We start from the raw sequence: 19,236 nt of genomic DNA on the forward strand, positions 1-19,236 counted from the left end.
GCAGAGCAGGCGAAGCAGCCGCGGTCCCTCAAGCGCCTCGGCGCGACGATCATGGACTTCGTGGTCAGCGTGTTCACGCCGATCATCCCGGCCATCGCGTACAGGGCGGTTGTTGCACCGGTGTCGGCATGATGGACCCGTGGACACTCTCGACGTCGTTGCGGCGGTCATCAGCGATCGCGGCCGTATTCTTGCCTGCCGTCGGCGGGCGGACAAGGCGGCGGGCGGGCTCTGGGAATTTCCCGGCGGCAAGCGAGAACCTGGCGAAACGGCTGAAGGCGCCCTCGCGAGGGAGATCCGCGAGGAGCTGAGCGTGGAGATCGAGGTCGGCCCCAAGCTGACGTCAGACGAAACGGAGGTCGGCGCTCTCTCCATTCGGTTGCACTGCTTCCGAGCCGTGGTTCGTGGCCCACGCCCCACGGAGAGCACCGACCACGACCAACTCCTCTGGCTCCTTCCGAGCGAACTCCCCGGACTGGAGTGGGCCCACCCCGATCTGCCGGCCGTTCGGCTTCTTTCCTCTACGGATCGATGAGGTCGAAGCCCTCGTCAGACCTGAACGCTGTGATGATCGAGAGGCTGCGGATGAGATCCAGCATGTCCTCTTCCGGGCGACCGGGAAGCAGGATGACGGGGACTGCCGCGTAGCCCTCGCGCTGCGCAAGATGGGCATAGTCGAGCACCTGCCCGATGGCCATGCGGACGAAGGACCGGGCGGTCGACTTCTTGGCTTCGACAATCCAGCCGCTCGATCGGACGTAGAGGTCCGGCTCGACCCGTGAGCTGCCAACCGGGAGGGTCAGACGACTGGGCGGCGTGCCGTTCTCGGTCAGCCAGAGCCCAAAGTCGGACTGCAGCTCGAACTCAATTCGGGAGACGACCCGGTCATCGAGAGGGCTGACATCCGCACCCGCGATGACGATGTCGGAGTGCTCGGGAGGCGTCCAGTCGCCGAGCGAGGCAGCGGACTCCTGCGTGCCACCATAGGTCGGCAGCCGAGTGATGTCCGCTGCGAGCGGCAGGAGAGTGAAGATGATGCCGCGTCGCTGCGTCCCTTCGGTGTCCGGGATGATCTCCCACCGGTAGGTCGGAGTCCCTGTCGTGAAGGCACCGATGTAGGTCACGCTCGTTCCCTGCACCGTGAAGAGCCGAAGCACCCGCCCATCCTGCGCCGCGTCCCGGAGAGCCCTGTTGCCGCGAAGAAAAACCTGGTCACCGACCTGCCCTTCTCCCGTGTATGAGTAGGACCCGTCCTCGCGAAGTCCCTCGAAGCGGTCGTAGCCGTATCGAGCTCCCTTCGCCGGATCGGTGAAGATGAAGATTTCACGGAGCGCTCGCGGCGTCACGATCCCCTGCTGCTGCTGCCCTCCGTAGGCGCGGTGAATATCACGCCGGAGGACCTGGTCGCCCACTTCCAAGGTGAACCGACGCTCGGTGGTGTCTCGTCGAAGCAGACGGGAGCGGACAGCCTCCGCCTGCGCTTCGGTCAGATCCCACCGAGATTCCTCAGCCGGAAGAGTTCCGTAGGAGGAGCGGAGGAGGCTTCGGATTCGACGCTGAGAAACGCCTAGTTCAAGTGAGAGTGTGGCGGGAGTAACGGGAGGCATCTCGCGAGACTAGAAATGCTCGGAGCACGTTCTGTCGAGATGCACTCGTGTTAGCGACAGAGTTACTCATTTTGCGTAAGTGCTGAACTTTGTGCCGCATGGGTCCCAGAAAAGAGGTCACGGAAGAGACCATTACTCACTATTGTCTTAGTTGAAAGCCGCTACTGCGGTCGCGTCTGCCGCTGTTGCGGCGTCGGGACGACCCTCCATCAGAGGAAAGAGGTTCTCCCCCTCACTCCCCGCACCCCGCCAGCACCGCCTCCGACGCCGCCCGGTCCCGGGCGCCGATCCCGAGCCCGTAGTCGCTGAGCACCGCCACGAACTGCTCCACGTACCCGCAGCGCAGCTCCGCGGCCGGTGGCAGCCACTCCCCCGGGCCGGCGTCGCTCTTCGCGCGGTTCGTCTGCTCGGAGGCGGCGACGAGGTTCGCGGGATCGTTCGCGAAGGCCAGGCGCTGGTCGTCCGTCCACGACCAGGCGCCGTGGTGCCACGCCCAGCCGAGGGCGACGACGTGGTCGATCTGCACCAGGCGGGAGGTGTCGGTCCCGGAGACGAAGGCGACCGAGGCGCCGTCGTAGGGGTCGATCAGGGTGCCGGTGAGCACCTTGCAGTCGCGGGTGCCGGGCTTGAACACGGGGGCGAGCAAGTCGCGGCCGAGGACGTCGTTGCGGGTGTCGCAGCCGTTGCGGTCGACGTCCGACCACGCCTGTCCGAAGAGGTCGCGGTCGTAGGGGACGGCGGCGGGGCCTTCGACCGAGGGGAGAGCGGCCAGCGTCGCGAGGGACGGAGCGGACGGCTCCGTTTCCGGAGCGGACGGCTCCGTTTCCGGAGTGGACGGCTCGACGTCCGCCGAGGGGCTGCTCGGCGCGGGAGCAGCCGGACTGCTCAACGCCGCAGAAGCACCGGCCGAGGAGGACACCCCCTCCGGTCCGCCTCCTCCCGCCGTGTCCGACAGCGCGACGGCGGCGACGGCGAGCGCCGCGGCCCCCAGCAGAGCGAGGATCATTCCGGCCCGTCGACGAGCGCGCCGGCGCACAGGGGCGACCGACCAGTGGCGCATGATCGACCCCTCCTGCGACGAGACCCGCGGTGCGGTCGACGCGACGCGCCTCCTCAGTATGCGGAGTGACCCGCTCCGGGCTCGACGGTCGGGCGGAGCGTCGGGAACGGGGGTGGCGGCCGCGCGGAGCGACGGCGTCGACGGCCGGGATCGAGCGTCGCGGAGGCCACCTCGTCGCGCCCACACCGTCGACCCGCGCCTGCTTGACTGCTCCCATGGAGATCTTCATCGGAGTGGTCGGCCTGCTCGGCGGGCTGGTCATCGCCGGGCTCGCGGTCGTCGCGGTGGTCATCGGACGGCGGCGGGCGGTGCCGGCGTCGCTGGTCGACGTCGAGGTGCGGCTGACGCACGCCGGGGACGACTGGTGGCGGGTGGGCGCGCGGGTGCGCAACTCCGGCCGGTCGCTCGTGCCGGTGACGAGCTACAGCGACGGGCGGCCGATCTCGGTCGATCTCGGCGGGGCCGTGTCGGCAGAGTGGTACGGGTCGGCTCCCCGGTCGGACGCGTGGCGGATCGATCCGGCGGTCGGGCTCCTCCTCGGACCCGTCGCGCTGGAGCGCGGGGCCGACCTGGGGGCGACGATCGTCGTGCGCGGGCGGCCGCAGGTGCGGATCGACGCGCCGCTGCGCTACGTGCCGGTGCGCGAGAACGTGATCGAGTCGCAGACGCCGGACGCCGCTCCGGTCTGGGGCGTGTCCGAGGCCGCGGCCGCTCCGGCAGCAGCGCCGGCGCCGGCTCCCCCCGCGCCGATCCGGCCGCGTCAGCAGCGTCCGATGGACGCCGACCCGAGCCGCGCCGAGCGTGAGAGCGTCCTCCGCGGCGGCTTCGGAGTGTGGGCGGCGATGATCGCGGGCGGCGCAGGAGCCGTCGGCGTCGCGATCGGGATCGCCCTCGAGCTGGCCGGCGTCGAGGCGTCGGGGCTGGGCGGCGCGGGCATCATCCTGATCGCGGCCGCCTTCCTCGGCCTGGTCGGCACCCTCGTGATCCGGCTGCTGCGCCGCTGGCTCGAGCCGCCCGCCCTCTGGCGGACGCCCGCGCAGCGCCTCCGCCGCCCCGGGACGATCACCGTCCTCATCCTGAGCTACGCCGGGCTGGCGCTGTTCTGCACCGAGTTCGCGGCACAGTCGGTGACGGGCGACACGACCTGGGTGGCCGGTGTCGCCGTGCTGATGCTGATCGCCGCACTGATCGGCATGGGACTCGTCGGGTTCCTCCGCCTGGTCGTCCTGCTCGGCGTGCGCCGCGCCTCCCGGGAGACCCCGTGACCCGAGAGGTCGTCGTCGTCGGAGCCGGCCTGGTCGGAGCGGCGACGGCCCGCGCCCTCACCGAGCGCGGCGATCGCGTGGTGCTCGTCGAGCAGTTCGAGCGGGGTCACGACCGCGGCTCGTCCCACGGCGAGACGCGCATCTTCCGCCGCGGCTACCTCGAGGACGACTACCGCGCCCTCACCGGACGGGCCGGGCGCGCCTGGGCACGGTTGGAGGCCGAAACCGGCCGCCGTTTGCTGCACCCTGTCGGCGCGATCGACCACGGCGACCCCGCCGTCCTGGCCGCCGTCGAGGCTGTCCTCCTGCGCGACGGGATCCCCGTAGTGCGGATCGGGGCGGACGAGGCGCAGCCGCGCTGGCCGGGACTCCGCTTCGAGACCGACGTCCTGCTGCACCCCGAGGGCGGACGCCTCGACGCGGCGGCCGCGATCGACGCGATGCTCGACTCCGCCCTCGGACGCGGCGCCGTCCTCCGGACGCGGACGCGAGTGCTGGGCATCGAGGAGCGCGCCGACGACGTGCGCGTGCTGACCTCGGACGGCGCCCTCGACGCCGACGCGGTCGTCGTGGCCGGCGGATCCTGGACGCCGCCCCTCGTGGAGGGTCTCGTCCGCGCGGCCGGTCGACGCCTCCCTCCGCTGCGCGTCACGCAGGAGCAGCCCGCGCACTTCGCGACGGACCTGCCCCTCGACTCCTGGCCGAGCTTCGCCCACCACCGCGCCGGCCTGCCCGTCGTCTACGGGCTCGCGACGCCCGGAGTCGGAGTGAAGGTGGGCGAGCACGGCACCGGAGTCGTCGTCGATCCGGACGAGCGCACCTTCGAGCCCGAGCCCCGAGCGCTCGCCCGCCTCGTCGGCTACGTCGCGGAGTGGATTCCGGGCGTGGACGCGGCGAGCGCCACTCCGATCAGCTGCCTCTACGACAGCACGCCCGACGAGGACTTCGTGCTCGACCGCGTGGGCCGCGTGACTCTGGCGACCGGGTTCTCGGGGCACGGCTTCAAGTTCGGTCCGGTCCTGGGCGAGCTGCTCGCGGACCTCGTCGCCGGCGGAGCGGCGCGGGAGCGGTTCCAGCTGCTGCCGGCGTGAGGGGCGGGTGCGTCCGGAGGAGCGGCTTCCGACCGGGGAGCAGCGGATGGCTTCCGACGCAGCAGCGTCTGCTCAGCGGCCTGCGGGGCCCGTCCCGCGCTGCTCGCGGCCGTCCGGGTCGAGGAGCACGGCGTCGTCCCAGCCGCTCGCCGCCTCCGTCGTGCTGGCCTTCGCCGGCTGGCGCCGCGCGACCGCGACGACGATCAGCGCTCCCAGCATCACCAGGGCGGCGGTCTGCAGCGGCGGCGCGACCATCGCGAGCGCCTGCCGCACGTAGAGCTCCGGCGGGACCGTGATCGAGTCGCCCTGGTACTGGTTCGGCAGCAGGAGGACCACGACCGGGAGCGCGAGCACGGCGGCCCAGAGGACGACGGTGACCGCGATGGCGGCGGCCCAGAGCAAGCGGACCCGCGTCATCAGCGGGGAGCCCTCAGCAGCGGGACCACGACCGCCAGGCCGAGCGCGATCAGGCCGACGGTGAGGAACGGTCCGATCGCGTTGTCGCTGAGCACGCGCAGGTACTGCTCGGGCCCGAAGGCGCTCTGCGACGGCGAGTAGTCGTACCAGCTGTGGGAGCTGTTCCAGAGGGCGAGGAGTCCGACGAGGACGCTCACGCCGCCGACGACCGCCAGGGCTCCGGCGATGCGGCGAGTGGAGACAGCGGGGCGGGGGTCGGCGTCGGTCGCGTCGTGACGGTCACCGGAGTCGGGTGCCGCGTCGCCGGGAGCGGAGTCGGGATCGGCGGGGAGCGGGACGGTCGGCTCGGTCGGGAGAGGGGCTGTCGGCTCCGCGGGTCGCGGCGCGGTCGGCTCCGCGGGTGTCGGGACGGCCCGCACCGCCGCTCTCGCGCGCTCAGGAGCGGTCCGTCGGCCGGAGACTCGGGAGCCGGTCGGGCCGCCGACCGATCGCACGTCCTCCTGATCAGAAGCGGACCCGCCACCTCGCCGGCCGGCCGATCGCCCGGTGCCCGAGGTCCCGCCCGACAGGAACGGGGAGCGGAGGCGCTCCTCGCCGCTGCCGCGCCGCTCGGCCTCGCGTCCGTCGTAGCCGCGCTGGAAGCCCGCGTGGTAGCGCGGGTCGGTGCCGCCCTCGTCCGTCCCGCCGCTCTCGCGTGGGGAGCCGTCCGCTCCGGTGCTCCGCGCCATGCCGTCCCCCGCTTCGTGCAGTCGGGCCATCATGTCGCACCTCGCCCGCTGCGGGGAGGTGCCGGGCGGAGCTCGGGGTGCGGTCGACAAAGGCGGGGGTTCAGCGCCCGGCCGCGGTGGTGCGCGACGGGAGGCTGACGATCCCCGCTCCGACCAGCAGCAGGCCGATCGTCACTTCCGTCAGCGCCGGCCAGCCACCGGCTCCGACGGCCAGGCCGAGGAGCCAGCCGCCGGCGGCCGAGCCCGCGTAGAAGGCGATCGTGTAGACCGCGCCGGCGTGCCCGCGGAGTGCCGGAGCCGCCCGCGCTCCCGTCCAGGCGGCGCCGGTCGCGTGCAGGGCGAAGAAGCCGGCCGTGAAGACGAGGAGTCCGGCGATCACCACGGCGACGTTCTCGGCGAGCATCACCAGCAGTCCGACGATCATCAGGGCGACGCCGATCCGCATGACGAGGCGGGGACCGATCCGCGGACCCCATCTCCCCGCCAGTCGGGAGGAGACGGTTCCCGCGAGGTAGGCGGCGAAGAGGAGGGAGACGAGCGCGGGCGCCAGCGCGAACGGCGGCGCCTCGAGCCGGAACGCCAGGTAGTTGTAGACCGCGACGAACACGCCGACCGCTAGGAACGTCTGCAGCGCGATCGCGACGAGCATCGGATCGCGGAGCACCTGCGCCGTCTTCCCTCGCCAGCCGCCGGGAGCCGCCTCGCGCGCGCCGCCGCCCCGGGGCGCGAGCACGGCGAAGACTATCGCCGCCGCCGCGCAGACGGCCGTCACGACGAGCAGGGCTCCGCGCCATCCGAGCACCGCCGCGAGCGGTCCGGCGAGCAGGCGTCCGGCCGCACCGCCGATCGTGGTCCCGGAGACGTAGGCGGTCGCGGCGGCCGTCGCTCCGGCGCCCCCGACCCGGTCGTGGATCGCCGCGACGGCGAGCGCCGGGACGGCACCCAGTGCCGCTCCCCCGAGGAAGCGCAGGACGAGCAGGAGCTCGAAGGTCGGGGCGACGCAGGCGAGCAGCGCCAGGACCACGGACGTGAGGACCGCGATCCGCATGGATTCGAGCCGTCCGATGCGCTCGGCCACCGAGGCCCACGGCAGCACCGAGAGCGCCAGCCCGAGGGTCGCGGCCGAGACCGTGAGCGCGGCGTCGGACGGGGCGAGGGCCCACTCCCGCGCGAGCTGCGGGAGGACGCTCTGCACGGCGTAGAGCTCGGCGAAGGTCGCGACTCCGGCGGCGAGGAGGGCGATGGTCAGCCGCCGCTGCGAGAAGGGCGCCGCTGCGCGCATCGGTCGGGTGCCTGCGGCGGCGCTCATGATTCCAACGGTAGACCGCCTCCGGGTGCATGACTAATGTCCTTTCTCGTGCTGTTCATGCGTTCTGGTCATGTCCGGATCTAGGGTGGTGGCGTGTCCGACGACTGGCCCGCGACCCTCCGCCTCCTGCCCCTGCTCGTCGCGATCGCCCAGACCGGGAGCGTGACGGCGGCGGCCGCCGAGCTCGGGATCCCGCAGCCGACCGCGAGCCGGTCGCTCGCCCGGCTGTCCGCCCTGGTCGGCACTCCCCTGGTCCGCCGGGAGGGCCGCGGGGTGGTGCTGACGGAGGCGGGGACCCGTCTCGCCGAGGCCGCTCAGGACGGCATGTCGGTGATCCGCACCGGGCTCGCGGAGGTGCGGCAGGCGGGCGACGTGGAGCACGGCCGGATCGACCTCGCCTTCCAGACGCTCCTCGGGGAGAGCTTCGTGCCGGATGTGATCCGCCGGTTCCGCCGCCGCTGGCCGCAGGTCGGCTTCGGGCTCCGTCACGGCTCCCGAGCCCTCTGCCTGAGGGCCGTGGCGGAGGGCGAGTCCGAGCTGGCGATCGTCGCGGATCCGCCCGATCTCCCCGGCACCACCACGACGACCCTCTACTCGGAGCCTCTCCTCGCGGTCGTGGACCCCCGTCATCCGCTCGCCTCGCGGCGCTCCGTCACGGTGGAGGACCTCCGCGGCCTCGACCTGATCATGCTGGCGCCCGGCTACGGCCTCCACGAGTCGGCCCGGCGCCTGCTCGCCGTGGACGGCCGTGACCCCGTGCCGGCGTTCGAGGTCGGCGACTACCGCGCCGCCCGGGGACTCGCGGCAGCCGGCCTCGGACTCACGATCCTGCCGCCGAGCCCGTCCTCGGTCGACGACGACGTCCGCGAGATCCCGATCGACGATCCGGGCGCGAGCCGTGAGATCGGTGTGCTCGCCCGCGACACCGGGAACCCGGTCGTCCCCGAGTTCCTGCGGGCCCTGCACGCCGCGGCGGCCGCCCGGCGCCGGTGACCGCTGCTCGGCTCTGCTGTCAAGCACAGGAAGCGGAGGCCCTTCGTGCAGCAAGCTTCGAGAGGATCCCCGCACCGCCAGCGACACCCCCTCCCCCCGCTCCTGCACCACGTCACCGAGGACGGCCCCGGTCATGATCCTTCTCCGCACCCACGCCAACCGCTGGACCGCGCGCGCCCGCCGCAGCGGCGTCGTCCTCGGCATCATCACCCTGGTCTCCGACCTCCCCCGCCCGGCCTACCGGACGGTCCGCCTCGATCCGGCAAGCGGCGAGCGCGTCCTGCTCCGCGACACCGCCGAGCTCGAGGAGGCCTTCGCCGTGCTCCTCGCCGGGCTCGAGCGCTCGCGCATCGCGGCCTCGGCACCCCCGGCCGAGTCGGCTCCCCCGTGCGCCCCGGTCGACGCGCCCGTCGCAGTCGAGGACGACCTCGAGGAAGCCGCCTGACCCGACGGCGTCCTTGCGGGGAGACCCTCACCGCGCATCAGGTGCCGAGCTCTCCGCCCGCCTCCTTCACACTCGACGTGTCGGATCGACGTGCCGTGACACCTCGACCGGCGGATCCGTCCTCGGCAGGTCCCGCGGACCGATGACCCGTCGGAGCCGGGCCGGCCTGCGCGACCGCAGGAGAGCCCGGCGCCAGCGCGGATCGGTGCGGGCTCGGAGGTGGGGGTCGAGCGGGCGGAAGCCTCCCGCGGTCCGCTCCTCGATCAGCACGATCGTCGCGGTCGCGAGGTGCAGTCTCCGGATCGGCTCCCTCTCGGGATGCGGATGCCCGGAGCGCGTGCGGAGCTGCTGCTCCAGCTGCTCCGGGTCGGCGGACCACCAGGTGCTGACGCCGACGCGTCCATCGGGGAGAGGGAAGCGCTCGGTGATGCGGTAGGGGAGGCCGTGCTCGGTCATGCAGTAGTGCCTTTCGAGGAGAGGGTCCGAGAGCCCGGGCCGCGCTGCAGCGGCCCGGGCTCCGGTTCACGAGGTGCGGGTCGAGCGACGGCGCAGCGCCGTCAGGGCGCCGCCGGCCAGGAGCAGAGCGCCGGCTCCGGCCGCGAGGGGCCCGGCCGCCGCTCCCGTCGAGGCGAGGACCGTCGGCACGAGTCCGACCGGAGGCACCGCCACCTGGGCGCAGCTGGCTCCGCCGTCGTCCGCGCACGGGTGCAGGACGGTCGTCGGATCGAAGCCCTCCGGGACCTCGGTCAGGCGCGCCCGGTTGGGGATGGTCCACGCGTCCACGCCGTCGGCGACCCGTCCGGTCACGGTGAACGTCGTCGACGCTCCCGGGGCCAGAGACAGGTTCTCGACAGTCAGGTCGGACGACGCCGGGCCGCCGTCCCGGGAGATCGTGACGTCGCTCAGGTGCGCGAGCTCGGGGATGTCGGTGAGGGTCACCCCGTCCGCCGGCCGAGCCCCCTCGTTGGCGACCACGATCCGGAACCCGGCACGCCCGCCGTGGTCGACCTGATTCCCGATCGCCGTCTTCTCGATGGAGAGCCTTCCCTGGACGGGCGGCACCGGGATCTCCGCGCAGGACGACGTCGCATCGTCAGCGCAGGCGTTCTCGACCGTCGGCGGGTCGAAGCCCTCGGGCTGGTGGGTGATCGAGACGCGGTTGGGCAGGGTCGCGGAGTCGTACCCGTCGGTGACCCGGCCGCTGACGTGCAGCGACACCTGGCCGCCGGCGGGGATGTCGAGACCCGTGACGGGCTCCGTGGCCGGCTGCGTTCCTCCGGCGCCGTTCTCGATGGTCGCCTCGAGCAGGTGGTCGAGCGTCGGGACGTCGGTCACGGTCACGTCCGTCGCGTCGACCGTTCCGGTGTTCGCCACGACGATGTCGAAGCCCGCCGTGCCGCCGTGCTCGGCGCTCGCCTGGGACGCGGTCTTCCGGATCAGGAGCGACCCCTCGCCGATGTCGTGCGGGACGGTGGCGCAGGGGTTCGCGTCGGTCCCCGTGCCGGACGAGGCGGGAGCGAAGGGCGCATCGGCGAGGCAGGCCGTGTTCGTCAGCGCGCGGTCCCCCTCGCCGGTCACGATCACGTCGAAGGTCAGCTCGGCCGTCGCCCCGACCGGCAGGCTGCCGGCCGCCCAGGAGATGCGGCCCGTCTCCGCGTCGATCGTGGCCGTGCCCTGCGAGGCGCGGAGGGAGTCGGCGTCGAGCTCGGCGTCGTCGAGCACGCCCTTGTCGAGGTAGTCGATGACGGCGGCGTCGGTGTAGTCCCCTGTCCCGTCCGAGGTCAGCGTCACCCGGTAGGGCACGCGGGCGCCGCGGAGCAGCGGAGTGGCGGAGTCGACCGACGAGGTCTTCGCGATGGTCACGTGCGGCGCGAGCGGATCGAGGCGTGCGACCGCGACCGCACCGTCCGAGCCGTAGGCCCAGGCGTCGATCGCCCGCAGGTCGCCGTAGGAGCCGTGCACCGAGTCGTTGGCGTTGGGGACGCGGCCCCGCCCGGAGTCGTCGCCCTCCCAGCGGTGCACCCCGCCGGACGAGTCGGTGCCGCCGTCGCCGGACGTCACCGCGGAGGTGCCGGAGTACCGCTCCGAGTTCGATCCGGCGAGGAGCGAGTCGTCCCAGTGGACCATCGACGGGTCGTCGCCGCCGCCGGTCGACCTCACGACGGACACGCCGCCGGCGGACGTCTCGGCGTCGACCCGCGTGAAGTGGAACTCGTTCGTGCGGCCGATGGAGGCGCGGAAGGTGACGTCGGGGTCGGTCACGTCGACCGTCCCGCCCTTCGCGTCCCGTCCGTCCCAGTCGACCGAGAAGGGACCGGTCGTCCCCGCGATCCGGGTGAGGTGCACGTCGCGCTCGCCGTCGTAGGAGCCGTCCCCGTCCGCATCGACGTCCACGACGACGGTGCCCGGCTGCGTCCCCAGGACGCCGGTCAGCGTGCCCGCGTCGGAGCCGGCGGTCGACCGGCGGAAGGCGAGGCCCTCGATCGTCGGCCCGCGGTAGGCCGGAGCGATCGACTCCGGCAGGTCGGACGACGGCGGGTCCAGGAAGAGCTTGTAGGTCTGCAGGCCGTCGATCCCGGAGCGTCCGGACGCCTGCACGTACTGAGCCCCGATCCCGCCCGCCTCGCTCGACTGCGGCATGGGGACCGAGAGGTAGGACGGATCGGACGACCCGACCTTCACGTTGCCCTTGTTCGTGGCCTGGACCGTCGAGGCGACCCCGTCGTAGCCGCGCAGCCCCAGCTCGTAGCGGGCGCCCGTCTCCGTGACGGCGTGGAGCGTGAAAGACGAGCGCCGCTCCTCGGGCGAGGAGTAGGACTCCTTCGCCCCGGACTGGATCGCATAGGAGTCGGACCACACCCGGCCCGCGACCGCCGCGCCCCGCGCGTCCTGGACGCCGATGCTCCAGACGAGGTTCACCGGCGCCGTCACGTCGTCGTCGGACACCCGGATCTGGAAGACGCCGGTCTCGTCCGCCACGAACGAGCCGCCGGCGGACACCGAGGGCGCCGCTCCGGGCGCGAAGTCCTGCTCGTCGAGGACGGCCCCGCCCGGAGCCGTCACCCGCGCGGTACCGCCGCCGGTCTCGCCCTCGCCGGCGCCCGAGCCCGCCTGGAGCGGGTGGAGGTCCACCCGGAGCGTCTCGCCCTTCTGGACCCAGGCCGAGACGGTCGTCACTCCGGCGTTCGTCGCGCCTCCCTGCAGGAGGGTGTTCTCGATCGTCGTGTGAGGACCGTCGGCGGCGAGGGCGGGCGGCGGCGCGAGGCCTCCGCCCAGCAGCCCGCTCACGAGCACGCAACCCACCGTCGTGCCGACCAGCGCTCGCGCCGTCCGCGCTCGGGGTCGTCCGCGCTCGTCCTGCCCCGACTGTTCCGTTCGACTCATCCGATGTCCTCTCCTCTGCCGACCGAGCGCACTGCGTCGGCGGCGACCGTTCAGCCCCACGGAAGGAGAGTATTGCTCGGTTCGACGTCACCGCGGCCGGGACGGCTGCATCCGTGGAGAACGGCGCGAGATGGGCGCTGTGGAGGAGGAAACGGCGCGCGAGAAGAGCCGAGCGGCGTGCTCGCGACGGGTGATCGCGGAGCCTGCGCGGAGTGACCGCGAGCGCGGGCGAGGACTGATCGCGGATGCGGGCGGAAGACGGTCGGCGCCATCGACGGCGCGAAGAGGCGTCCTGCGAGGCGGAGGACCGGCCGTTCCGCCGCCCCGCGCTCTCCGGGAGACCGACGCCGACGGCCACCGGAACGAGCGACCGTTAAAACGAGAACGGCCCGCCGAGGCGGGCCGTTCTGCTCTGTCTCAACCAGAGTGCGCCCGGAGGGATTCGAACCCCCAACCTTCTGATCCGTAGTCAGATGCTCTATCCGTTGAGCTACGGGCGCAGTCCATCGCGTGGGCCAGAGGCGCACGCAACGAGGTACGACTATACATGCCGGGAGCCCCCTCCGCGAATCGGCGGCGGCGGCGCAGACGGCTCCCTCTCGGGACGCCGCCGCAGCCACGAGGACCCAGGCTCCGTCGCGGTGTCCCGGAGCGCCTCGCAGAGCCTCCGACCGGCGGACGCCGCTGCTCCCCCTCACGGCGTACCGTGGGCTCATGGAGGCCGCCGCGATCGAGCTCGTGGGCTTCGTCGTCTCTCCGCTGCACCGCTACGAGGGCCGCCCCGCCGATGGCCCGATGCCGTCCGAGGGCAACGAGCAGCCCGAGCGGATCGAGATCCGCGCAGGCCTCGGCATCGTCGGCGATCGCTTCTTCGCCCAGCGCGCGCACCGCCCCGCGGCGATCACGCTCTTCGCGGTCGAGACCCTCGAGCACATCGCCGCCGAGCTCGGCGCAGGGCCCTTCGACCCCGCCGACACCCGCCGCAACATCATCGTCCGCGGCGCCGACGTCGATGCGCTCGCCGGCCGCACGTTCGCGATCGAGCAGGGCGGGGAGCAGATCGAGTTCCAGGGCGGACGACCAGCGAACCCCTGCGCCTGGATGGACGTCGTGCTCGCCCCCGGGGCGTTCCGGGCGATGCGGAGGCGCGGCGGCGTCCGGACCGCCCCCCTGACCAACGGCGTCCTCCACACCGGGCCGGCCCGTCTGATCCTCCACAGGTCGGACGACATGCTGATCTGAGCCCGGCGGCGAGCGCCTAGGCTCGCAGCGACCGACTCCCCCGATCGAAGGAGGCCCCGTGCTCCGCCCGAGCGACCTCCTCCCCACCCTCGCCACGACCCTCCGGCGCGGAGTCCGCGACGTCTTCGCGACCACGCGCTCCCGGGGGCGGGATCCGCACCGCCGCACCCGCAGCACCGACGTCTCGGTCCAGCGCGTGCACCACCGCGACGTCTGGGCGCGGGTGAGCACAGTGGGGCGCGACGGCGAGCGCACGTTCGTCCTCGTGCCGGGGATCGGAGTCGCGGCCACCTACTTCGAGCGCCTCGCGCCCGCGCTCAACGAGTTCGGCCCGGTTCACGCTCTCGACCTGCCGGGCTTCGGCGGCGTGCCGCACCCGATCGACGCGCGGCGCATGGACATCGGGGACTACGCCGAGCTAGTCGGCGCCGTCATCGACGAGCTCGGCCTCGACGATCCCGTCGTCCTCGGCCACTCGATGGGGACGCAGGTGGTGGCCGAGCTCGCCGCCCGCCGTCCGGAGCTGACCACCATCGTCCTGCTCGGACCCGTGATGAACCGGCACGAGCGCCGCCTCCCGACCGCCGCGCTCCGCTTCGCCCAGTCGAGCGTCCGCGAGCCCCTCAAGGTCGCGATCCTCGCCGCGGGCGCCTACCTCCTCTGCGGACCGCGCTGGTTCTCCCGCGTGCTGCCCGAGATGATGCACTACCGGATCGAGGAGACCGTCCCCCGGATCCGCGCGTCCGCCCTCGTCATCCGCGGCGAGTTCGACCGGCTCGTTCCGCGCGAGTGGGCGGAGGAGATCGCCCGGTCGATGCCACATGCGCGGGCCTGGGAGATCCCCGACGCCTCCCACTCCGTGATGCACGCGCACGCGGAGGAGGTCGCCCGCCTCTGCGTCGAGCACGCGCGGGCGCCGCAGCCCGACCGGGACGAGGCCGCCCTCCGTCGCTACCCCGACTCGGAGGTCGACCACTCCGAGGAGGACGCGCCCACCGAGGACCCGATCGGCGCTCTCCGGGGACGCATCACCGAGCTGGCCGGGATCCTCGTGGACGACGACTCCCTCATCGCCGAGGGCAAGACCCTCCACGCCGAGGCGAGCGATCCCGAGGCACTGCACCAGGTCGCTCCCGACCCGGGCGACGGCGAGCTCGTCGAGGGCGGCGGATCGAGGGAGGACGGCGAGCAGGACGGCTGACCACCGCAGGCCACCACGAGCCGCAGGTCGCGCGGCGTGAGACGCCGAGCGCTCGCGAGAGCAGACCTCCCGCCGACGTCACTCGGCGCCCGCCCGTCAGGACTCCGCGCCGACGATCTCCTCGCGGATGCGCCGCAGGTCCTCGGCGAGCGCCCCCAGCAGGATCCAGTGCTGCGGGTGCGGAGTCGCGATCACGAGCGGCGCGGTGAGAGCGGGCAGCTCGTCGGTGATCGCCTCCGGCTCGGGAACGTCGACCGAGGACTGCACGAGGAGCCGCAGATCGTGGGCGGCCCGGTGCAGCTGGACGGCGATGTCGGCGATCGTCGGCTCCCCGACGAGCTCGTCGTCGTAGAGGTCGTGCACGGTCCGCGTCATGCCGCGGACCCGGGTCACGATGCGCCCCAGCCGCGGGACGACGGAGTCGAGGGCCAGTAGCCGGTCGCGGTGGGCGGAGCGGCGCGGGTTGAGGCGGAGGGACTCCTCGCCGGTCGCGATCGCCTCCTCCGCCTTGCTCTGCATGGTCTGCAGCAGCCGGGCGTTGATGAGCAGCTCGTCGAGCCGGCGTCGCGGGACGGGGGCCTGGAGGGCGTCGCCGAGGTCGTCGAGGGCGGCGGCGAGCTGAGCGGTGAGGTCTCCGATCGCCCGCTCGGCCGGCGCCAGCACGACCGGAGGGACGATGAGCACGTTGATGACGACTCCCACCGCCGCGCCGAGGAGGGTCTCGAGGATGCGGTCGAGCGCGTAGTTCGGCGTGACCGCGCCCACCGAGAGCACGAGCATCGCGCTGATCGGGATCTGCACCGCGGAGGCGGGGGTCAGGCGCACGGCCCACCCGACGGCGATCGCGGCCACGATCGCGAGGAGAACGATGATGCTCTCGCCGCCGAGCACCGTGCCGATCACTGATCCGACGATCACGCCGATGATGACGCCGACCGAGCGCTCGAGGGCCTTGGAGAACGACTGGTTGATGCTCGGCGCGACGACGAGGAGCGCGGCGATCGCGCCGAAGACGGGCAGCGTCCCCGGGAAGACGACGCCGGCGAGGAGCCAGGTGACGACCGTGGCCGCCGCCGTCTTGACCAGCTGCAGCACCGGCGGCCGCGTCGGCACGGTGAAGCTCGAGGTCAGGCGCATGGGACCACGGTAGCGAGCGCCCGCAGCCTCGCAGTCCCCACGCGGGTCACCGGCTCGCGGCCGCCTCGACGCTCGCGAGCACCGCGCGGAGCGAGCGCGACGCCTCCGCCCGCAGATCGGCGGGCACCCCCGAGAGCAGCGCCCGCTCGGCGTCGAGCACCTCGGGGAAGGCCCGGTCGACCAGCTCCTCCCCCTCGCGAGTCAGCGTGATGAGCGAGCCGCGCCCGTCCGCCGGGTTCGCGGCGCGCCGCACCAGGCCCCGCCGCTCCAGCGAGTGCACGCGCTTGGTGATCGCGGGAGCGGAGGCGAGGGCGATCGTCCGGAGGGTCGTCGGCGACTGCGGAGCGCCGGCGCGACGCAGCGTGGAGAGCACGTCGAACTCGCCGCGGGTCAGCCCGTGGGCGGCGAGCAGCTCCTCCGTCGCCCGCACGATCAGCGCGGAGGCGCGGATCACCCGCCCGACGACGTCGACGGCGGAGGTGTCGAGCTCGGGCCGCAGCACCGCCCAGCCCGCCCTGATCTCGTCGACCGCGTCGCCCGGCTGGCTTTCAGACTGATTCACACGTAAAGTATATCTGCTTCATCCGTGAAACACTTCTCCGGCCGCCGCCGCTCGGACCCCGATCAGAGGACCCGATGGCCGCCACCCCCGTTCTGCCCCACCCACGCGAGCTCCTCGCCTTCGGCCCGCACGCCGGCGCCCATCGCGTCGCCCTGCGCGCCGGCGTCTCGATCGCCGTCCCGCTGCTCGTCCTCTGGGCGCTCGGCCGCACCGATCTCGCCCTCTATGCAACCTTCGGCGCCTTCACGGCCCTCTACGGACGCCAGCACACGCACCGGCCGCGCCTGCTGATGCAGCTGTCGGCAGCCGCGTTCCTCGTCACCACCGTGACCCTCGGCACCGTCGTCTCCCTCTCTCCTCACCGCGACTGGCTGATCATCCCCGTCGTGGTCGCCGTGACCGTCGCGGCCGCCTATCTCAGCGACGCCCTGCACTGGCATCCGCCCGGCCCGCTGTTCCCGGTGTTCGCCGTCACGGCGTGCGCGTCCGTCCCGTCCGAGCCCTCGCGGATCCCGCTCGCCGTCGCTCTCGCCGCGGGCTCCGCCGCCTTCTCGCTCGTCGTCGGCCTGAGCGGTCTCGCGCTCCCCCGCGCACGCCGCCTCGCCCCGACGCCGTGGCGCACCTCGTTCCGCGCGGCGGCGGCCCGTCCGGCGACGCGCGCCGCCCTGCTCCGCTTCGGGGCCGTCGTCCTGGTGGCAGGCACCGTCCCGACCGCGACGGGCCTGGGCCACCCCTACTGGGCGATGGTCTCCGCCGTCGCAGCCGTCTCGGGAGCGGACGCGGGCGCCCGGCTCGTGCGCGCGGGCCACCGGATGCTCGGCACGATCGTCGGAGTGCTGATCGCGGCCGCGCTCCTGGCCCTGCCGCTCTCCCCGCTCGCCGTGATCGTGGTGGTGGTGCTCCTCCAGATGACCGCCGAGCTCGTCGTCGGCCGCAACTACGGCCTGACCCTCGCCTTCGTCACTCCGCTCGCGATCCTCATGGTCGAGCTCGCGCATCCCGTCGACGAGCTCGTGCTGCTGCGCGACCGGGCGCTCGAGACCGCGCTGGGCGTGCTCGTCGGAGTCGTGGCGACGCTCCTGACCCACGCCGCCTCGCAGCGCTCGCGCTCCCGCTCCTAGGCTCAGGAGGATGGACCGCACGATCCCCGCTGTGCTCGCCGAGATCACGGCGGCCGTCGCCGAGGTGCGCGACGTCGCACGGTCGCAGCAGGACGGCGCGCGGGCCCGCGTCGCGGACCGGCTCGACGAGCTGTTCGCCGGAGCGACGACCCGCCGAGACGTCCGGGCGGCGGCCGCCGACGCGCTCGGGCTCTGGGGCGGGGCGGGCTCCTTCTCGGACGTCGGCTCGGCCGAGGCCGACCACGCGATCAGGCGCCTGTACCGGGCCCTGCGCGCCGGCCGCTCCTGGCTGCTCCACACCGGCTGACCCGCACGTCGCGACCGCCGCACGACGCCGGGAACGACGAAGGCCCCCTGCTTCCGTGGAAGCGGGGGGCCTTCTCGTTGGCGGTACCGGTGGGATTTGAACCCACGGTGGACGCAAGCCCACACATGTTTTCGAGACATGCTCCTTCGGCCGCTCGGACACGGTACCGGGGTCGAGTGTACGCGACGGCCGGAAGTCGCGCCAATCGAGCGGACGGGCCGCCGTCAGGCGGGGAGGAGGAAGCCGAGCACGCGGTCCCACTCCGGGATCGCGAGCAGGTGGCCGCGGCCGGGCACGACCTCGAGGCGGGAGTCGGGCAGCCGTGCGGCGTACCACTCGGCGTGGCGGCGGCCGGCGACCGCGTCCTCGGCGCCGTAGAGGAGGAGCGCGGGCGGCTCGGCGGACTCGACGGCGAAGCCCCACTCCTGCACGCCGTAGCCGATGAGATCAGCGGCCATGCCGAGGGCGCCCTGGGCGACGGCGCGCTCGAGCATGCGCGAGAGGCGCTCGCGGACGCCGGGGGTCTCGAGCACCGCGGTGTCGGCGTCGCCGGAGCCGAGCATCCCGAGCAGGGCGTCCGGGGCGGGGGTCGGGCCGAAGGCGCCCTCGAGCGTGCGGGTGAGCGAGCGGACGGCCTCGTCGAGCGGGAGGTCGGCCAGGCGGGCGAGCTCGGCGCGGTTCTCGTCGCCGACCCATGGCACGGCGTCGTCGGGAGCGGGCGTGCCGATCACGGCGACGCGCTCCACGAGGCCGGGGTAGTTCGCGGCGAGCGCGAGGGCCACGCGGCCTCCCGCCGACCAGCCGGCGACGCTGACGGAGGCGATGCCGACGGTCGCGAGGTACTCGGCGATGTCGGCGGCGGCCTGCTCGGGGCTGGCGCCGACGCCCGCTCCGGCGGGGTCGAGGTCGGTCAGGAGGGAGGAGGCGCCGTAGCCCGGGCGGTCGAACGAGAGCAGGCGCACCCCGTGGCGCGCGGTCGCCTCCGGGTCGGGGTCGAAGTCCGAGGAGCCGGGAGCGGGATGCGCCAGGACGACGACCCGCTCGGAGCCCTCGGGGCCGGACCAGCTGACTCCGAGCGGGCGGCCGGACTTGAGGACGTGCACTGTCGAGGGCATGTCCCACAGTCTCCCGCAGACGTCCGACGCCGACGGAGCGGCGCTCGGGAGTCGTTCTCCGAGGCGCGATCCTCCGCCTCCGCCCCTCCACGACGACGCTCCTCCACAGACGGCTTCCACGAGACCTCTCCCCCGGCCTGGCGCGCCCCGCTCGCGGCGTCGGTGGTCGACGGTACTGTCGAAGACACGTTCGAACGAGCGGCGGTGTCGGGGGTCCCCCGTAGCGTCGCGCTCGTCCCCCTCCTCCGCCCC

General features: G+C 73.3%; 19 protein-coding genes and 2 tRNA genes. 9 read left to right on the top strand and 12 right to left on the bottom strand.

Annotated features, from left to right (window positions below; translation table 11 throughout):
- Window positions 1-139 precede the first annotated feature (139 nt).
- Window positions 140-535 (top strand): (deoxy)nucleoside triphosphate pyrophosphohydrolase, encoded by a 396-nt coding sequence (locus C5B92_RS09305; protein ID WP_104274496.1) that lies wholly within the window; start codon window positions 140-142, stop codon window positions 533-535.
- Here C5B92_RS09305 and C5B92_RS09310 read toward each other — a convergent pair.
- Window positions 522-1,412: a hypothetical protein gene (locus C5B92_RS09310; RefSeq protein ID WP_258060464.1), complete on the bottom strand. Its 891-nt coding sequence runs from the start codon at window positions 1,410-1,412 to the stop codon at window positions 522-524. The two genes, C5B92_RS09305 and C5B92_RS09310, sit on opposite strands and share 14 nt — an antisense overlap.
- Before the next feature lie 427 nt (window positions 1,413-1,839).
- Window positions 1,840-2,613, bottom strand: coding sequence for an HNH endonuclease family protein (locus C5B92_RS09315; protein WP_181028783.1), 774 nt, complete (start codon window positions 2,611-2,613; stop codon window positions 1,840-1,842).
- A 269-nt stretch (window positions 2,614-2,882) separates the two neighbouring features.
- Between C5B92_RS09315 and C5B92_RS09320 the strand changes: the two genes are divergently transcribed.
- On the top strand, window positions 2,883-3,932 hold the full coding sequence (locus tag C5B92_RS09320; protein WP_104350323.1) for a hypothetical protein: 1,050 nt from the start codon (window positions 2,883-2,885) through the stop codon (window positions 3,930-3,932).
- Window positions 3,929-5,023, top strand: a complete 1,095-nt coding sequence (locus C5B92_RS09325; protein ID WP_104350324.1) for an FAD-dependent oxidoreductase — start codon at window positions 3,929-3,931, stop codon at window positions 5,021-5,023. Before C5B92_RS09320 ends, C5B92_RS09325 begins: the two co-directional genes overlap by 4 nt.
- A gap of 72 nt (window positions 5,024-5,095) precedes the next feature.
- Here C5B92_RS09325 and C5B92_RS09330 read toward each other — a convergent pair whose 3' ends face one another.
- The 3 genes from C5B92_RS09330 to C5B92_RS09340 all read right to left on the bottom strand — a co-directional run bounded on the left by C5B92_RS09330 (window position 5,096) and on the right by C5B92_RS09340 (window position 7,477).
- On the bottom strand, window positions 5,096-5,440 hold the full coding sequence (locus C5B92_RS09330; protein WP_104350325.1) for a hypothetical protein: 345 nt from the start codon (window positions 5,438-5,440) through the stop codon (window positions 5,096-5,098).
- Window positions 5,440-6,201: a hypothetical protein gene (locus C5B92_RS09335; RefSeq protein WP_146079289.1), complete on the bottom strand. Its 762-nt coding sequence runs from the start codon at window positions 6,199-6,201 to the stop codon at window positions 5,440-5,442. The genes C5B92_RS09330 and C5B92_RS09335 overlap by 1 nt, the downstream gene beginning before the upstream one ends.
- 67 nt (window positions 6,202-6,268) lie before the next feature.
- Entirely contained in the window at window positions 6,269-7,477 is a 1,209-nt protein-coding gene (locus C5B92_RS09340) for an MFS transporter (RefSeq protein ID WP_104350327.1), read from the bottom strand.
- A 93-nt stretch (window positions 7,478-7,570) separates the two neighbouring features.
- Between C5B92_RS09340 and C5B92_RS09345 the strand changes: the two genes are divergently transcribed.
- Both C5B92_RS09345 and C5B92_RS09350 read left to right on the top strand, forming a co-directional pair.
- On the top strand, window positions 7,571-8,470 hold the full coding sequence (locus tag C5B92_RS09345) for a LysR family transcriptional regulator (protein ID WP_104256277.1): 900 nt from the start codon (window positions 7,571-7,573) through the stop codon (window positions 8,468-8,470).
- 133 nt (window positions 8,471-8,603) lie between these two features.
- The gene (locus tag C5B92_RS09350) at window positions 8,604-8,915 is read left to right on the top strand and encodes a hypothetical protein (protein WP_104256278.1); all 312 of its coding nucleotides are present in this window, start codon (window positions 8,604-8,606) and stop codon (window positions 8,913-8,915) included.
- A 66-nt stretch (window positions 8,916-8,981) separates the two neighbouring features.
- Here C5B92_RS09350 and C5B92_RS09355 read toward each other — a convergent pair whose 3' ends face one another.
- The 3 genes from C5B92_RS09355 to C5B92_RS09365 form a co-directional block, all read right to left on the bottom strand.
- The gene (locus C5B92_RS09355) at window positions 8,982-9,371 is read right to left on the bottom strand and encodes a hypothetical protein (RefSeq protein ID WP_104256279.1); all 390 of its coding nucleotides are present in this window, start codon (window positions 9,369-9,371) and stop codon (window positions 8,982-8,984) included.
- 66 nt (window positions 9,372-9,437) lie between these two features.
- Entirely contained in the window at window positions 9,438-12,209 is a 2,772-nt protein-coding gene (locus C5B92_RS09360; protein ID WP_146079290.1) for a DUF11 domain-containing protein, read from the bottom strand.
- 517 nt (window positions 12,210-12,726) lie between these two features.
- Window positions 12,727-12,799 (bottom strand) — tRNA-Arg (locus C5B92_RS09365).
- A gap of 214 nt (window positions 12,800-13,013) precedes the next feature.
- Here C5B92_RS09365 and C5B92_RS09370 point away from each other — a divergent pair.
- Both C5B92_RS09370 and C5B92_RS09375 read left to right on the top strand, forming a co-directional pair.
- Window positions 13,014-13,541 (top strand): MOSC domain-containing protein, encoded by a 528-nt coding sequence (locus tag C5B92_RS09370; protein WP_104350329.1) that lies wholly within the window; start codon window positions 13,014-13,016, stop codon window positions 13,539-13,541.
- A gap of 58 nt (window positions 13,542-13,599) precedes the next feature.
- On the top strand, window positions 13,600-14,742 hold the full coding sequence (locus tag C5B92_RS09375; protein ID WP_104239287.1) for an alpha/beta fold hydrolase: 1,143 nt from the start codon (window positions 13,600-13,602) through the stop codon (window positions 14,740-14,742).
- A gap of 96 nt (window positions 14,743-14,838) precedes the next feature.
- Here C5B92_RS09375 and C5B92_RS09380 read toward each other — a convergent pair whose 3' ends face one another.
- Complete coding sequence (locus tag C5B92_RS09380) at window positions 14,839-15,879, bottom strand: aromatic acid exporter family protein (protein WP_104225996.1); 1,041 nt, start codon at window positions 15,877-15,879, stop codon at window positions 14,839-14,841.
- A gap of 46 nt (window positions 15,880-15,925) precedes the next feature.
- The gene (locus C5B92_RS09385) at window positions 15,926-16,441 is read right to left on the bottom strand and encodes a MarR family winged helix-turn-helix transcriptional regulator (protein WP_104337356.1); all 516 of its coding nucleotides are present in this window, start codon (window positions 16,439-16,441) and stop codon (window positions 15,926-15,928) included.
- Between the two features lie 74 nt (window positions 16,442-16,515).
- Here C5B92_RS09385 and C5B92_RS09390 point away from each other — a divergent pair, with 74 nt between their 5' ends.
- The gene (locus tag C5B92_RS09390; RefSeq protein WP_104225998.1) at window positions 16,516-17,562 is read left to right on the top strand and encodes an FUSC family protein; all 1,047 of its coding nucleotides are present in this window, start codon (window positions 16,516-16,518) and stop codon (window positions 17,560-17,562) included.
- 10 nt (window positions 17,563-17,572) lie between these two features.
- Window positions 17,573-17,869 carry a hypothetical protein gene (locus C5B92_RS09395; RefSeq protein ID WP_104262352.1) on the top strand — a complete coding sequence of 99 codons (297 nt, stop codon included), beginning with the start codon at window positions 17,573-17,575 and terminating at the stop codon, window positions 17,867-17,869.
- A 78-nt stretch (window positions 17,870-17,947) separates the two neighbouring features.
- Here C5B92_RS09395 and C5B92_RS09400 read toward each other — a convergent pair.
- Window positions 17,948-18,037 (bottom strand) — tRNA-Ser (locus C5B92_RS09400).
- A 56-nt stretch (window positions 18,038-18,093) separates the two neighbouring features.
- Window positions 18,094-18,984 (bottom strand): alpha/beta fold hydrolase, encoded by an 891-nt coding sequence (locus tag C5B92_RS09405; RefSeq protein WP_104350330.1) that lies wholly within the window; start codon window positions 18,982-18,984, stop codon window positions 18,094-18,096.
- Window positions 18,985-19,236: the final 252 nt, after the last annotated feature.

This window comes from Rathayibacter sp. AY1A4 (genome assembly GCF_002930955.1).
In the GTDB taxonomy this organism is placed as follows: Bacteria; Actinomycetota; Actinomycetes; order Actinomycetales; family Microbacteriaceae; genus Rathayibacter.